Raw genomic sequence first — 15,936 nt, 5'->3', positions numbered from 1 at the left:
GTTTCGGGTTAGGTGCTCGGGTTCGCGGGCCGTCGTCGGCGGCGCCGCGCCCGTGGACGTGCCCGTCATGCAGACTCCCCCGGCCTCGTTTTCACGGCGATGCCCCACGCCGCGAGCACGGCGATGCCTAAGAACCAGGCCGCGCAGACCACCAGACCCGCAGCCCCGGTGCCGTTGACGGCCTCGCCGGCCGCGGATACGGGGGTGTGCCCGGCGATTCCGCGCAGGAGAGGACGGAAGTGGTCGGCGGGCATGAGCACCGTGTTGACGAACATCGCAACGATGATTAACGGGATGAGGGCCACGGAACCCTGGGGGCTGGTGATGGAGAACGCGATGTACGTGCCGGTGCATGCGGCCGCCGCGGCAACCATCGTGCCGGTCACCGCGATCCTCCACCACCAGGACACCTCCGGGGGGCCGTCGGAAAGCAAGGCGGCCACCGCCGCAACAACGACCGTCATCGCCATGATCCGGATGAACTCGGCAATAATCCGTGCGGCCGGCACGGCCGCGTACGGTGACGGCATGGTGATTAACCGCTCGTGGAAGCCATTGCTGCGTTCAACGAACACGGTGGACGATCCCGTGATGGCCAGGATGAACGCCCACGCCGTCACGACCAGGATGACCGCGTTCCGGAGTTCGAACTCTCCGGTGAGCTGCCTGACCAGGCCACCGAACATGCGGTTGACGATGAACAGGTACACGAGCGGAGCAATGAACGTCATGAACCAGAAGTCGGGGCGCCGCAGCCAAATGTGGGCGATGCGCCGCAAATGCACGAAGATGGCGTCGATCATGATTCGCTCCTCGAAGTGAACCGGCGGATGAACAGGACGATTCCGGCGACCACCGCGACACCGAGCCACAGGGCTGCCTCTTCCCCGGCGCTATCCGGGAAGGCGTCCGGGGACGCTGCCCTGATCACCTCGATCATCGGCGAAAACGGCATGTGACGTACGACGTCGCGAAGGGAGCCGTCCAAAGCGGTCGCCGGAATGAACGCGGTGGAGAACATAAGCAGCAGCATTTCCAGCGCCTGGATCGATGAGGCCGTCGACACCGGGGCGGGCACCATCAGGATCACCCCGTCCGTGACCAGGGACAGAACCGCTGCGGCGAGCAGTGACCACAGGACAGTCCACGCGACGTCACCGACAGCCATGTCGAGGCCACAGGCCCACGCGACGACCAGCAGCGCCGCGATCGACGCGGACATCCGCAGCAAATCGGTGGCGAGCCTGCCGGCGACATAGCCGCCTGTGGCCCCGGGCAACACGCGCACGCGGTCAACAAGCCCGGATTCGACGTCCTGTCCCACCGCCATCGCCGACGCCGCGGCGGTGAACATCGCCGCCTGGAACAGGCAGCCGCCGAGCACGAAACGCAGGTACCCGAAGCCGGATTGCCCCGCCGAGTACCCAAACACCGCGTACAGGCACAGCAGGAAGAGGGGCGGAACTACGAACATGGAGATCAGCGACGCGGTGTTGCGTCGCAACAGCAGCAGATCCCGATGGAGAAACGCCGCGACCGACGTCGCACTCATCGCGCCGCACCCCCTGCGTTCATCGATATGAACACCTCGTTGAGGGTGGGCGGCGACACGCTCAGCGAATCCGGCAACGCTTCCGAGGCCTCCATCGCCCGCGCCACCGCCTCGAGGATCCGCGGTCCGGGGTCGACGTCGAGGGACACCGACTTCCCCGCGACGCGGGCGCGGTCCAGGCACGTTCCCCCGAGGCAGCGGGCGAACGCCTCCGCCCCGGCGGCGGTGGCGAAGGACACGCGGAGCACGTGCGACCCGAAGTCGCGGCGCAATTCCTCCGGCGTTCCGCTGGCGACGATGCGGCGGTCCTTGAGCAGATGGACGTGGTCTGCCAGCGCCTCCGCCTCTTCCAGGTACTGGGTGGTCAGCACCAGGGTCATTCCGTCGTCCCGCAGCTGCCGGATGAAGCCCCACAGCTCTTCGCGGCTGACCGGGTCCAACCCCGTCGTGGGTTCGTCGAGGAACAGCAGCCTGGGCACGACGCACAGCGACGCGGCGATGTCGAGGCGCCGCCGCATGCCACCCGAATAGGCCGACACCAACGTCGAGGCACTGTCTGCGAGCGAGAATTGCGCGAGTAGTTCCGTCGCGCGGGCGGCCGCATCGGCGCGGTCGAGTCCGCGCAGCCGCCCGAAGAACTCCAGGTTCTCCCGGCCGGTGAGGTTCTCGTCGATCGCCGCGAATTGGCCGGTGGTGGCAATGTCGGCGCGCACGCCCACAGGATCCTCTTTCACATCGCGCGAGAAGATGCTCACCTCGCCGGAGTCTGCGGTGATGAGCGTCGACAGGATTCGGATGAGAGTGGTCTTGCCTGCGCCGTTGTGGCCGAGGAACGACACAATCGCCCCGGCGGGCACGGTGAAACTCACGCCGTCGAGCACATGCTTGCGCATCCGGGCACCGCGCTTTCCCTTACGCCCGCCGTCCGGCGGGGCACCTGCACCGCCTTCGGGCGCGGTGCCCGCTTTGCCCGCAATCGGGTAGCTCTTCGTGAGGTTGCGGACGACGATCGCCGCACCTCGTTCAGCTTTCTCCGTCATCGTTTCCCCTTTTCTTTGGTATCGCAGTGGGCCGCTGTCGGCAGCGGCCCCGTGGTCGGGTTGTCATGCGGCACCTCGATATGGATGCCCGCATCGCGGGCGAAGGCGAGGACCGGTTCGAGGAGCCGGGGGTGGCCGACGAGATCCCGGCACCCCGGCGTGACCGGCTTCCCCGCCACCGCCACAACGGTGGCGGCAGCAATCGCCGCGGTCATTTTGTAGGAACCTGGGCCGGTCGCCCGGACGACGGTCGTCTCGGCCGACGGCCCCGCATCGCCCGCGCCGGCGGACGACAGTGCGGCGACCAGCTCGGCGGGTTGCGGAGTGCCCTTCGCCCGCGCCTTCCGCGATGTCACGGCCGCCCCGAGACGGGCGAGCAGACCGGAGACAACGGGCATCGCGTACAGTCTCGACGTGCAGATCTTCTCCACCAACGCATCGGGGAGGGCATCGAAGGCGACGTGGTAGGAATATCCACGGATCGAAGGGCACACCTCGCGTACGACGTCGACGTCCGGGCATTCGTAGCCGATTCCGCTTTGCGACGACACCGGGTTGCGCCGCACTTCGACAATGGCGCCGCCGAGCATCGCGCGGTATCCGCCGCGAATGGTCCGGAACATCGACTCGACCGACGCGGCCCCGGATTCCTGGTCGGCGCCGATTCTCAGATCGACCCGCACATCGCGGACCTCTTCGACCCCCGCAGCGCGGGCCCCGAGAATCAACAGTGCCGTCGACAAGCCCGGGCACAGGCCGAACCCGGTGAGCACGGGAACCCCCTCCCGCCGGGCATCCCCGTCGAGGGCCATGATTGCGCGGCGGGCGTCGATCGAATCGTTGACGTCGATGTATCCGGTGCCTGAGTCAATGCAAGCACGGGCGAGTGAGTCTGCGTGCACCTCGAACGGGCCGGTGCAGTTGACCACCCAATCGTGTTTGCGGAATACCCTGCAGATCTCGTTGTGGCCGGCGGCGATCCTCAGCGGGAAGTGCCGCCCCGGGCCATCGTCCGGTTTCTTTCGGGAAGTGTAGGCCAGCTCGATCCCGTCGACGGCGCCGAGCATCCCCCGGACGAGCCGTCCGGTGACGCCGGTACCTCCGGCCACCAGCACTTTCACAGGTTCGCCCGCGTCGCGGTCCCGTGCTTCCCCGCCGTTTCGTCGATCAGTCACTTTCCATCTCGTTTCCCCGGTCCCGCGACCGGTCGATTCCATCGGACGACGGGTCCACTGCCCTGTCGTCCGTTTCCGGCGCCCGGCGCCGGTGTTCGATGTACTCCCCGATGAGAGCCCCAGTCAGCGCGGCATCCTCTCCGAGGACGAACGAATAGTGGTTTCCCGCGACGCCGGCGACGCAGAGGTCATCGACGAGGTGGTCCCGCCACTGGTCGTGGTTGTGAGCCTCGCCGTCATCGGGGAAAACGAACAGCGCCTCCCTCACCCGCCCCTCGGGCCGGTACCGAGTGCGGGCATCGATGAGCGAGCGCAGCGAGTTGAACTCCGTCGCTGTCACCCGGTCGCCGGAAAGCCCAAGGTCCTCCAGGAGCGTCGGTGCGACCGCTGCGGCCAGGGCACGCAGGCGGGCCCCTCGTTCCTCATCGGTCTCGTCGACCCCGCCGAACTCCGCCCAGAGGCGGGCAACCGGCGTTCCGTGCGGGAGATCGGCGATCGAGGGCATCACCCGGGACAGCAGCCCCTTTTCGGATTCCGCGTCGAAATCCCCGACGTCGACCGCGATCCCCGGAGCCAGGCTGTCGAGAAACACCAGCGCAGGATCGAGATCGGCCAAACGGAGCGCCATCTCGGCCGCGATGGTGCCGCCGAGGCTCCATCCAACGATCGCAGGGGCGGCACCGTCGACGAGCACCTCGCGGACCCGGCCCGAGTAGTGGGCCGCGATATCGCCGATGCCGATAGCGTGGGGGAATGGTCTCTCGAACTCCGCGAAGCCGACACCCCACACCTGCCCGCCACCGGGGATCGCGAGTGCCAGGTCTCGGTAGATGTCGACGGTGCCGAATCCGCCGTGGACGAGGAAGATCGGGCGCGCCTCATCACCGCTGCGCAATAGAACCAGCGAACGGTCCGTGGCCGACGCGCCGGGGTCATCCGCGTCCCGCCGGTCGGTCGGCGTGGCCGTCGACTGGCCGACGAGCTCTGCCACGCCACGTGGCGTCGGCTTGGCCAGCGCTTCCGCGAGCGGCACCGACGCCCCGGTGATGTCCTGGATCCGCTGCATCAGTTTCACGAATCCCAGGGAGTCGTAGCCGAGGAGGAACAGGTTGTCGTCCGCGCCGGCTTCGGCGCCGCCGAGGTCGGCCCGGACTATCCCAGTGATGACCGTCAGGTATCCGCGAACTCGGCCCATCAGGTCCCCGGATGCGATCCTCGAGATCGCGCCCGCCCTGTCGCGCTCTGCCGATAACACGCCCGCGACGCCGTCGTCGATCACCCCACCGCCGGAAGAAGTGCCCCCGACCGCCAGGCGCAGGTGCCGAACCTGGCCGACGCTCAGCGGCGCCGCTTCGGAGCAGCCCCCGGCGAAGCCCGACACCGACCTGATGTAATGGTCGAAGATGTCCTCCACCAGTTCCGGTTTCAGGATCTGCTCGACGAAATCCCAGGCGACGTTGATACGCCCGTCGACCTCCATCACCTGGTTGTCCAACAGCACCTGCGGAGTCTGGGAGATGGCGTAATCGACGTCTCCCAGGACGTGGGCATCCTTGCCCGAGCCATCGCCTGCCGCGGCCCCCTCGCCGAACAGCAACGAGGTGTACACGAACGGCGCTATGGCCTGTCCGACGGGCAGACCCCGGTGGCGCGCGATGGTGCCGAGCAACGACACCCCGGAGTACCCGGCCGCCATGTGCCCGAGCAGCCGGTTGCGCAGTTCCGCCGTCCACCAACGGAGATCATGGTCGGCGGCCGCTTTTACAGGCATCAGAATGACGCCGGTGAAATCACCGAAGACGCCGGCGACGTCGGCGATTTCGGAATCACGGTTGTACGTGGTGATGTTGATGCCGACCGAATCCCCCTTCGACCACAGCGACAGGCTCGTCGCATAGCAGGCGAGAAGCAGTGCGGACACGCTGCCGTCGGCGGCGCTGGCCCTTTCCCGCAACAGTGCGGTTTCCTCAGCGGTGAACGTGTACGACAGGCGACGCATCCGCGGCACATCCACGTCCGCGGCCGCACCGCTTGATGGAAGGGTGTTGCCGGGCGGGAATTCCTCGACCACCGTCCGAGTCAACGTCTCTTCGCCCCGCCCGACCGCCGAAGCTTCCCGACGCTTCATCTCCAAGACGTACGTGCGGTAGTCGCCAGTGACGGGCGGAAGCTCCGTTCCTCGGTACAGCTTGTCCAGGTCGTCGATGAAAATCCGCTGGCTCGCCCCGTCTCCGATGATCATGTCCACGCTGAAGAACAGGCGGTGCCGCCCGTCCGGGAGCGCGAACGCCGACAGATGGAACAAGGGCCAGCTGCCCAGATCGAATACCTGGTGGCTCAGCTCATCGCGCTTGCGCCGCACCGCCTCGACCACGGTCGCCTCATCGGCGGTCCGGTAGTCGGCGACATCAATACGGTAGCGCGGAACCTCCGGCAGGATCCGCTGCGTGGCTTGTGCGGTGAACACGACGCGCAGCATCGGATGCCTGCGGATTAGCTTGTCGAGGGCGTCTTCCAGGCGATCGATGTCGGTACCGGGTTCGGTGACGGATTCGATGTAGTAGTGCTCGGTGACGCCGCCCAGCTCGAACCCAGAGTTCCGGCCAACGTAGTAGGCCTTCTGCATGTCAGTCAAGGGGAACGGCGCGTGGGGGTCATCCCCGAATTGTTCCACCGGATCCTTTCCGTGGGCACTCGCGGGGCATTCTCGGGCGCCTCCTGCGGCTGAACCGGCACCGACGGCACAATCGGGGGAAGGCACTGCCTCGGAGACGGCTTCAGACTCGGCCCCGGACTCCCGCATGGCATCTGAGACAAGGCCGGCGATGTGCGCGATGGTCGGATCTTCGATGACGTCGCGGAAACGGAGCCGGACTCCCGTCTTCTGCCGGATCGCGCGCATCATAACCTGGAATTGCAGGGAATCGCCGCCGCGGCGGAAGAAGGACTCTCCCGCGCCGCACGCCGGATCCGCGGCACCCGTCGACGGGGCTTCCCCGAGAATCTCGTCGAAGACTCCGGACACCAACTCGATCGCCCCGGGGTCGGCGACGGAACCAGCCGAGCCCACGGCTCCGGCCCCCGCCCCGGCGACCTCGCCATCGGCCGTTGCCCCGCCGCCCGCGGCGCCGACGTGCCTACGAATTTCCTCCTGATCCAGTTTCCCGTTGACGGTAACGGGCAGATGCGCCACCGGCAGCAGGACCGTCGGTACCATGTACGCTGGCAAGCAGCGGGCAAGCTCGGCCCGGACGGCATCCCGCGAGCCGGTCATATCGTCCACCGGAACGTAGAGGCACGCCAGTAGTCCCCGATCGCCCGATTCGACGACGGCCGCCATCGACGCGGTCACCAGGCCGGACCGCTCGAGGACCGATTCGATTTCTCCGAGTTCGACGCGGAAGCCCGCGATTTTCACCTGACGATCGCGGCGGCCGAGAAATTCCACAAAACCCTCCGCGTTGAACATGCCCACGTCTCCGGTCCGGTAGCAGCGACCGATGCCTGGGACATACCCGAAGGCGGCAGCGGTCCGCTCCGGATCGGCCGCATACCCCTGCGCGACGCCGAGGCCGCTGATGTGGATTTCCCCCGGCACCCCGACGGGGCAATGCACCCCGTCGGGCGCGAGCACGTGGATGCCCTGGTTCGCCAGCGGGTACCCGTAGGGAATGCGGTTTTCCAGGCTGTCGCGTTGCAGCGGGTACTGGATGGACCAAATACTTCCTTCGGTCGCACCGCCCAGGCTATTAATCGACGCGTTCGGGAACATGTCCATGGCGCGCGCCGGAAGCCCCGCTGCGATGCGATCGCCGCTGAGCAATACGGTGCGCACATCCGGGAACACGTCGTCGTCCGTCGCCCGGACCAGGGCGAGCTCCAACAGGGCGGGCGCGGAGTTCCACAGCGTGACCCGCTCTTCCCGCAAGACGTCGAGGATTTCATCGGCGTTGCGTTCGTCTCCGACCATCGTCACCGTCGCGCCTGCCGCGAACGCACCGAACACGTCGTAGACCGACAGGTCGAATCCCAGCGACGACAATCCGATGATGCAATCAGCGGAGGTGACCCCATACCGCCGGTTCACGTCGAGGATGGTGTTGACACAGTTGCGATGACTGATCCGCACACCCTTTGGCCGGCCCGTGGTCCCCGAGGTGAAGATGACATAGGCAAGGTCGTCAGGGGCAGTGCCGGGCGAAGAGTGCGCACCCGCGCTGCCCGCGCGGTCGCAGACTTCCGCGGCTGCGGGCTTGCCGACGCCCTCTACTCCGCTTTGGTCCAGTTCATCGATCACGCCGGTGTCCAGAATCGGGCCCGCCGCACCTGAGGCTTCCACTACGTATTCTTGTCGCTGGGCCGGCATGCCCGCGTCGACAGGCACGAATGCGGCTCCCGCACGCAATGCGCCGACCATGTTGACGATGTCGTCGGGATGCTTGGTGTAGCGCACGATCACCGCATCCCCCGCCCCGACGCCGGAATCCGAGAGTTGGCGGGCGATGCGTCCGGCCCTGGCCCAGACCTCGGCGTAGGTGTACGAGATGCCCCGGGCGGCTAGGCGCACGGCCGGCGCATCCGGAGTCGCCGCGCATGCGGCTTCGACAAGCGAAACCAGGGTGTCATTGTGGATCGGGCCCGCAGCATCGTTGTAGCGGGCGACGGCCCTCTCCGTCTCCGCATGACGGATGGGCAGAGCCTCTCCCCCCTCCGCCACCACGTCCAGGGCCTCCGCAACGGCTCCGAACATCGCATCTACCGCAGGGAAGTAATCGTCGACCACGTCCCACGACAACGCCATCCCGCCCGATGCCGGCATCACCTGGATGTCGAGGCACACCTGCGCGGTTTGCGTGTAGACGCGTTCGATGACCGGGCTGCGCCCGCTTCCCCGCTCGCCGCCGAGGTAGCTGGTGAACACCACCGGAGCGGTGGCCTGGGACTGATTGGCCGCGTCCCGGAGGAATCGCTGTAGCACCTCCACACCGGAAACGCAGCGGTGGGACAGCCCTTCGCGGATGTCCAGGTCGATTGCCTCCGCCAACCCGTCGATGGTCGCGGCTCTCCCGGCGTCGACGCCGACAAGCATCGATGAAGTGAAATCTCCCATCACCCTCGTGCCCGCGGCGAGGCCGCTGCGTTCGCTGACAGTCACGTTGACCGTCAACGCGGATTCGGGCAGCCACCTGCAGACGACGGCGGCGTTGACGGCCATCACCAGCGACGACAGGGTAACTCCAATGCGGCGGGCACGTTCGCTGAGCTTGGCGGTGACCTCCGCGTCGAGCACCGTGCCCAAGCGCCGGGTCGACCAATCGTCGCCACCCCCCACGGCCGCCGGGAACTCCGGACGCCGCGGCAGATCTGCGGCCTTCTTCTCCCAGTAGGCGAGGTCCTCGGCCCGTTTCCCGTCGCGCCGGCGCGCAGAGATTGCCGCCAGGGCATCCCCATATCTGGAAGCCGGAGCCGGCGGCTCCCCGGCCAGCAGGGATTCGAGCTCGTCGAAGAACAGGTACACCGAACCCGCATCCATGACGATCATGTTGAAGTAGATGAACATCCTGCACCCGCCCGCATCTGCGAGCAGCCTCGCGGCGACCATGGGGCCGTCCTCGTTCGACGATCGCGCCGCGGTTCGCATGTCCCGACGGATCTCCCCCACCGCCGCGTCGATATCGTCGCCGGACCCGACTACCTCGACGGTGGCGAGGCACACGCCGGTCGGGCTCAAGACCCCGGCATCGACGTCGAGCCGATGGAACAGCACGTCGTGACGCCCGAAGACCGCCCGCACGGCCTCCTCCACCTGCGGCAACGAATAGTCGTGCCGGGATTCCGCGTAGATGTACGTCGCTTGGCCACCAAGCTCGATGTCCTCGTCCGCGCCGAGCAGGTAGGCGGTCTGGATTGGATTGAGCGGGACCGCATCCGCGGGACCAGCCCCATTTTTGCCGGCACAGCCGTCATCCGACTCACCCGTCGCTACAGCGGGATCGGCCCCGGCAGCGGCGCCTGCGGCAGATCCGGCATCAGCGCCACCCCGGGCGGCGTCGATGACGGCCGCCAAATCAGCGACCGTGACCCCGGGGTCCATCGCCGCGTAATCGATGGTGACCCCGTACTCGTCCTCCAGCGCCAGCAGCATCTGGAGGAAAGTCAGGGAGTTCGGGATGTGGTCGCGGAGTTTCACGTCCGCCGAATCCAGGTGCACGCCGATGGCGTCGGCGATGGACTCCGACAGCCGTTCGGGGGCGACTCGAGCCCCGGTGCGGGCTCTTCCCACGGCGGTAGATGCGACGGCCGGCGCGATCGTTTCATTGGTCATCGTCATCGCCTCAGAGCAGAGCCTCGAGCTTGCGGCGGAGCTTCTTGCCGTTCGACGCGACGGGCAGCTCGTCGACCCACAGAACCCTGGAGACGGGCACCCCGGCGACGCGCATCAGCTCGGTCGTCGCGGACCGGGCCACCGCCTGTTCATCGATCGGAGGTTCATCCCCGTCCGATTGCCCGGCACCGGTCGCATCGTCGGCCTTACGATCGGTCGGGGTCCGCCTGGCCAAGAACACGGCGATCTCCTCTTCGCCCGTGGCTGGGTTGCTCCGGCCGAGAACGGCAACATCGCGGTCAAGCACATTCTCCAGCACGGCTTCCAAATCAGCCGAATAGTAATTCCGGCCGTTGACGAAGATGATGTCCTTCTTCCGGCCGAGGACGAACAACTCGCCGTCGCGGAGAATGCCCATGTCCCCCGTTGCGAACGCCCCATCATCGGTGAGCTCGTGCTCCACGATCCCCTCTGCTGTGATCGCGGCGCGGGTCATCGGAGCGCCGGCGATGTGGATTTCACCGACGGTGCCGTCGCCGAGGACCCCGCCCCCGTCATCGCGGATGGTCAAGGAAATCCCCGGGACGGCCTTGCCCAAGGCGACGAACTCAGCTCCGGACTCGCTCTCGATGTCCTCGAAACGCTGCCCCGTGGCGATGCCCGTCCGGTCAAGTCGCACCGTGGACAGACCCGAGTAGATATCCCGGGTCGTGACCAGCAGGCAAGCTTCGGACATTCCGTAGGCGGAGGTCAGGGCATCCTCCCGGAGGCCCATGGCGGACATCGCCGCGAGGAACTTCCGGGCCAATGGAGCGTCGATGGGCTCAGAACCGCTCATCAGCTTCTGGACGTTGGAGAAGTCGTAACCGTGGTCATCCCCGAGGGGCCGGCGCTCGAGATGGCGCAGGAAATGCTTGAACGCGAAGTTCGGGCACACTGTCACCGTCGGCCGGTGCCTGGTCACGGCCTCGAACCACCTCGGGGGATCGGCGACCACCTCGGAAACCGGCAGCAACACCTGGTCGTACCCACGAAAAAGGGCGTAGACGTGGAAGCCGATCAGCGAAAGGTTGTGGGTCAAAGGCAGCCACGTGAGCATCTTGTTCTCGTACCGGTGCGCGTGGCGTGGGATCGTCGCGCGCAGACCGTTCAGCACGGACTCGTTGGTTACGATGACGCCCTTTGGCGATCCCGTGGAGCCGGACGAAAACTGGATGAGGGCTTCGCCTGCCGTCCCACCTCGCACCGGGAACGCGGGGACCGCCCCGGCGCCATCCCCGGAATCCACGTCACCCGCCTGAGAGAAGTCCGATTCAGCATCACCCGGCATCGCCGCATCCGGTTCCGCGGCAGCGTCATTGACGATGGACACGTCGAGCAGCCGATCCTCGCCCACGACCACGGCACCGTTTGCGCCGGTGAGCAGCGTGTAACTGCGTTCGTCGACCAGGATCGGGGCCCCGGGCATCATGTCCGAGAGCGTCCGCACCCTGTCGACGTCAACCGGGCCCGACACCGGCGGCGCAAGCGCCGGAACCGCGCCGGCGTAGACGCAGCCCCAGAACGCCCGGATGAGCCCGCGGTTCTCCGAAACCTGGAAGATCACGCGATCGCCGGGGCCGATGCCGGCTTCGGCCAACCGATTCGCAGCCGCCACCGCCTCCGCATGGACCCGGCCATACGGGACGAAGACGTCCCGCCGATTCTCGACGAAGGTGATCCCCTTTTTCGTCTCATCGGCCTTGTCCCGAAGCACGTCGCTGATGGTCCGGATCGTGTTCATTGGTACCTCTTTCGGTTGTCGGCGCCATGCCGGTGCCAGGCGGACCGGGCCCGCATGGCGTGACCCGGAGGATGTGTCTGAAGGGTTGAAAGGGTGAAGCAACTGGGTGGGGCGCGTCTCCGCACAAGCTCAGAAACGCTCGCGGGCCCGGGACCCGCCGGTTCCAGGCGCCCGTCAAGTCACTGCGGACACCAGGGCGGCGACGAAGACCGCGGCGGACGCTGCGGCCGCGAACCCGTCACGCACTCGCCAGGGGTGATCGGTGCGGAAGGTACGCCGCGGATAGAGGCCGAAGTTGCGCATCGCCAGGGTCAGGGACAGCTTTTCGGCGCAGCGCACGGCGCTGACGAACAACGGGAAAGCGATGCGCGCGGGCGTCGTCGCGCGAATGAAACCGGAGCGGAAAGACTGCTCCGGTCGCATCGAGCGCAATCTAATCGCCCATGTCAGCTGGGGGATTTCACTGCGCAGGAACGCTGCGATGCTCACCCCGGAAATCGCTATGGTGCACCATGTGTAGGGCACCCGGAGGCGTTGCACCATGGCGTCGAAAAGCTCCTCGACGCGCATGCACGCGGAGACCAGGACCGTCCCCGCGAACACGGCCATCAACAGCAGTCCGTGATGGATGCCGTGGCGGACGGCTTCCGACGCATCCCCACCTCCGTAGAACTCGGAGCGCCACCCGAGCAGGCCGAAGAACACCCCGATTAACAGGACAAAAAGGACCTTCCCCGCCGTCGCCCGAACGTCGCGTTCCGCGATCGCAGCGAGTGCGAGGAACGCGACCACCGTCAGGGCGAGAACGGCGTCTCCGCCGGAGAGCAGCCCGGCGACGAGGACGAACATCACCGCCGCGACAATCGTGATGGCGTTCAACCCCGCGCGCCTTCTAGCGGCGGATTCATTGGTCCAGGGGCTTTCGTCCAAGGACGTCCGTGCACCGGCCGCGGGCAGTGGGCGATCCCGCCGGGACGACTCCGGGGAAGCCGGCAGGTCGGCTGCGGGACCGGACCAGACGACCTTCCCTTCGGCGACGATGCTCGCCCTATCTGCCCACGTTCGCGCGACACGGCGGTCGTGGCACGTGAACACAACGGTTCCGCCGGCCCCGGCGTATTCCGCTAGCGCATCCAGTACGATGCGCGAGCTCGGCGAATCCAGGTGCGCCAACGGCTCGTCGAGAAGCAGCAAACGGCGATTGGCCGCCACCGCCAGGAAGATGCCCAACCGTCTTTTCTGTCCGCCCGACAGGACGAACGGCGAGACGGGGTCAAGTGCCCTGGGGCACAGGGCTTCCCGCAGTTTCCGCAGCTCATCGGCGCCGAGTGGTCCGTGCGGGTCCGTGCCGGCCAGCGCGGAGTCGATTTCCGCGGCGACGGTCGCGCGGGTGAACTGGTGCTCGGGGTTCTGGAACGCCCACGACGCGAAGGCGTCGGGGACGCGCCGGGCGGACGCGCCGTCGATCCGGAAGTTCGCTCCCGCCTTCATCTGGCCTGACAGCACCGCCAGCAAGGTGGACTTACCGGCTCCGTTGGCGCCGACTAGGGCATGAATCTCGCCCCGTTCCAGTGTCAGATCGGCCCCGTCCAGAATCCTCTCCCCGCCTCGGGCCACGTGGGTTCCGGTCAAGGCCAGCAGTGGAACGGCATCCGCCTCCGATTCCAAATCGGGACGGTCCGGTGCCCCCGTGCCCGGCGTACTGGCGTCCGGCGCTCCGGCGGGCGCGGCCGACGTCGCAATGCCCTTCACCGCGATGCCCTCCGGTGCTCCGTGCGCGGCGACGCTCCCGTCCGCATCGAGGATTGTCACCGTGTCGACCCACCCGTCGAACGGGCGGAGGTCGTGCTCGATGAGCAGGATAACGCGCCCCGGGGACCGCAAATCACGGATGGCGGCGAACAGCGACCGACGACCGTCCTCGTCAACGTGGGCCGCGGGCTCGTCGAAGATCATGACCTCCGGCGCCCTGGCCACAGCACCGGCGATGGCCATCCGCTGGCGTTGCCCACCCGACAAAGCCCACGGATCCTTCTCCGCGAGCTCTGACAGCCCGAGCTCCGATAGGGCCTCGGCTGATTGCTTGGCGACGATGCCGGCTTCCACGAGGGAAAACTCGAGGGCCATCGACACGTCATCGACGACTCGGAGCGTGAGCACCTGCGTCGACGGGTCTTGCCCGACGAAGGTGACCCGGTCCCCGTCCACGGGGCGTTCGGTGCCGTCGGCATCGACGATGTGCACGAATCCGGCATGGTCGATGGGGATGTGCGAGGGGATCAGTCCAGCGATGAGGTGGGCCAGGCTCGTCTTTCCGCATCCCACGGGTCCCGTGATGGCGTTGATCGTGCCGAAATCGAAGGAGAGATCCACCATGTCGGGTGCCCATCGCCCATCGGCGTGCCGGACGCCCGCGCCACTAACCCGTAACCGGGCCGGGGCCGTCCCGCGTGTCGCACCGGCGCACGCGGGTGCTCCGCCGGTCACCGGGTGACCCCACGGCTGCGAAGCCCCTTTGCGACGGCAAAGCCCAGGACCAAAAACACCAGGCTCGATGCCAAGGCTACGGCGAAGCTAATCAGGGTCATGGGCGTGGTCGGCGAGTCGACGCCGACTGCGCGCGGGGCCATCGTTCCCATCAGCGCGGAGAACAACATCGCCGACGCCACGAACTGGGGACGCGTCCACCGCCGGTACAGGGTGACCATGAACGGAAGCTCGATGAGCAATCCTTCCATAGTCAGCGCCCCGATTGCGGCGACGCCGAACGGGGTGGTCGCCGCGGACACGACGCCCATGGCAAGGCACGCGATAAGGCTCGCGCCAGGCTTGCGGACGACGATGAGGGGAACAACGCACTGCAGGAACCACAACCCGAGCGTCGCCGCGACGAGATAAACGTGGGCGATGCCGGCGAACACCTGCAGGTAGGTCAGGGGCACGATGATGAGAGACCCCGCGACGCCGATCGCGGCGGCGACGAGCATGTCGCGGGTGGATGGTCGGCCACCAGCTGCGACCGGTGCGACGTGCACCAACCACCCGTCATCCGTCTGCGACGCCACCGCGTCCCCGGCTCCCCCTCCGGAGAGGGGTTCTCCGGTCGATCCACGTTTTCCGTTCATCGTCGCCGCCTCGCTTCCGTTGCCGATTCCCGATCGGGGACACCACCTGAAACAGTATTAGGTTAGGCAATGCTTATCGGCTTACGCCAGGCTCAATTTACTGAAATTACCCCCGCCTCCCCCCGAACGAAAAACCGCCTTCCCAGCGTGCTCACACAGATTCGCCCCGTACTCGAGCGCGTCTTTGCAGGCGAGATTCTCTCCCGCACGCTGGTGCTGGACTCGCTCATCCACTACGAAGGTCCGACAAAACTGGCCGCCGCAGGTCGAGGCCGGGTCCTGAAGTGGATGCGCAACCGCGCCAAGAAGGACCCTGCTGCCCTGGTTGACGCATTTTTCGCCGCCCTTGCCGAGCGAATCGTCACGGTACCCGACACTGCGGCAGCAGAATTGGTCATTCCCCAGCTGGCGGCGAACATCAAAGCGCTTCAAGCACAGCGCGACACGATTGCCGGACAAGTCGAGGAGATGCTTGAATCGTTCCCTCTTGCCCAGGTCTTGATGTCGATGCCCGGCGTAGGCATCAAGACCGCCTCTAACATCGTGTTGCCCATCGGCGATTGCCAGGACTTCGCCGACGCCGCGCACTTGGCCGCTTACGCCGGCATCACACCGACCACCCGGCAGTCGGGTACGTCGGTCCGCGGCGAGTTTCCCACCAGGGCCGGCAATAAACAGTTGAAAAACGCGATGTTTCGATCGGCGTGGATCGCGTCGCACTGCCATCCCGCATCGCGCGACTACTACCTGCGTAAACGGGCTGAAGGACAGAAGCACAATGCCGCGGTGATGTGGCTTGCCCGGAGCCGCTGCAACGACATCTATGCCCTGTTGACTCGGCGTGAGTTCTTCCGAGAAATCCCTGCTAGAACCATCGCCACGGCTGCGTAGACCGCTGCGCTGATCACCGCCGGCCCGCACGATGCGGCCCGGCGA

At 66.8% G+C, this 15,936-nt stretch carries 9 protein-coding genes; 1 reads left to right on the top strand and 8 read right to left on the bottom strand.

What is annotated here, in order from left to right; all coding sequences use genetic code 11:
• Positions 1–65: 65 nt before the first annotated feature.
• The 8 genes from ADB08_RS07670 to ADB08_RS07635 all read right to left on the bottom strand — a co-directional run bounded on the left by ADB08_RS07670 (position 66) and on the right by ADB08_RS07635 (position 14,940).
• On the bottom strand, positions 66–803 hold the full coding sequence (locus ADB08_RS07670) for an ABC transporter permease (protein WP_049172227.1): 738 nt from the start codon (positions 801–803) through the stop codon (positions 66–68).
• Positions 800–1,552: an ABC transporter permease gene (locus tag ADB08_RS07665; protein WP_049172223.1), complete on the bottom strand. Its 753-nt coding sequence runs from the start codon at positions 1,550–1,552 to the stop codon at positions 800–802. The genes ADB08_RS07670 and ADB08_RS07665 overlap by 4 nt, the downstream gene beginning before the upstream one ends.
• Entirely contained in the window at positions 1,549–2,592 is a 1,044-nt protein-coding gene (locus tag ADB08_RS07660; RefSeq protein WP_049172221.1) for an ABC transporter ATP-binding protein, read from the bottom strand. Before ADB08_RS07660 ends, ADB08_RS07665 begins: the two co-directional genes overlap by 4 nt.
• Positions 2,589–3,767: a saccharopine dehydrogenase gene (locus tag ADB08_RS07655; protein ID WP_239660040.1), complete on the bottom strand. Its 1,179-nt coding sequence runs from the start codon at positions 3,765–3,767 to the stop codon at positions 2,589–2,591. Before ADB08_RS07655 ends, ADB08_RS07660 begins: the two co-directional genes overlap by 4 nt.
• The gene (locus tag ADB08_RS07650; RefSeq protein ID WP_049172315.1) at positions 3,760–10,092 is read right to left on the bottom strand and encodes a non-ribosomal peptide synthetase; all 6,333 of its coding nucleotides are present in this window, start codon (positions 10,090–10,092) and stop codon (positions 3,760–3,762) included. Before ADB08_RS07650 ends, ADB08_RS07655 begins: the two co-directional genes overlap by 8 nt.
• A gap of 10 nt (positions 10,093–10,102) precedes the next feature.
• Entirely contained in the window at positions 10,103–11,875 is a 1,773-nt protein-coding gene (locus ADB08_RS07645) for an AMP-binding protein (protein WP_049172216.1), read from the bottom strand.
• Between the two features lie 174 nt (positions 11,876–12,049).
• Complete coding sequence (locus ADB08_RS07640; RefSeq protein ID WP_239660039.1) at positions 12,050–14,251, bottom strand: ATP-binding cassette domain-containing protein; 2,202 nt, start codon at positions 14,249–14,251, stop codon at positions 12,050–12,052.
• Between the two features lie 107 nt (positions 14,252–14,358).
• Positions 14,359–14,940, bottom strand: coding sequence for an ECF transporter S component (locus tag ADB08_RS07635; RefSeq protein WP_224784316.1), 582 nt, complete (start codon positions 14,938–14,940; stop codon positions 14,359–14,361).
• A gap of 207 nt (positions 14,941–15,147) precedes the next feature.
• On the opposite strand from ADB08_RS07635, the gene ADB08_RS07630 reads away from it, so the two are divergent.
• Complete coding sequence (locus tag ADB08_RS07630; protein WP_049172312.1) at positions 15,148–15,891, top strand: IS110 family transposase; 744 nt, start codon at positions 15,148–15,150, stop codon at positions 15,889–15,891.
• Positions 15,892–15,936 lie beyond the last annotated feature (45 nt).

Source organism: Corynebacterium sp. 239_CJEI (genome assembly GCF_001055995.1).
GTDB lineage: Bacteria > Actinomycetota > Actinomycetes > Mycobacteriales > Mycobacteriaceae > Corynebacterium > Corynebacterium jeikeium_D.
Note: the sequence above shows the minus strand (reverse complement) of the source record. Positions and strands in the feature narration are given on the sequence as shown.

What these genes read in the sequence shown, in the direction of transcription:
- ADB08_RS07645 (WP_049172216.1), bottom strand. Translation starts at nt 11,875, where the DNA reads ATGAACACGATCCGGACCATCAGCGACGTGCTTCGGGACAAGGCCGAT.
- ADB08_RS07650 (WP_049172315.1), bottom strand. Translation starts at nt 10,092, where the DNA reads ATGACCAATGAAACGATCGCGCCGGCCGTCGCATCTACCGCCGTGGGA.
- ADB08_RS07660 (WP_049172221.1), bottom strand. Translation starts at nt 2,592, where the DNA reads ATGACGGAGAAAGCTGAACGAGGTGCGGCGATCGTCGTCCGCAACCTC.
- ADB08_RS07640 (WP_239660039.1), bottom strand. Translation starts at nt 14,251, where the DNA reads ATGGTGGATCTCTCCTTCGATTTCGGCACGATCAACGCCATCACGGGA.
- ADB08_RS07670 (WP_049172227.1), bottom strand. Translation starts at nt 803, where the DNA reads ATGATCGACGCCATCTTCGTGCATTTGCGGCGCATCGCCCACATTTGG.
- ADB08_RS07665 (WP_049172223.1), bottom strand. Translation starts at nt 1,552, where the DNA reads ATGAGTGCGACGTCGGTCGCGGCGTTTCTCCATCGGGATCTGCTGCTG.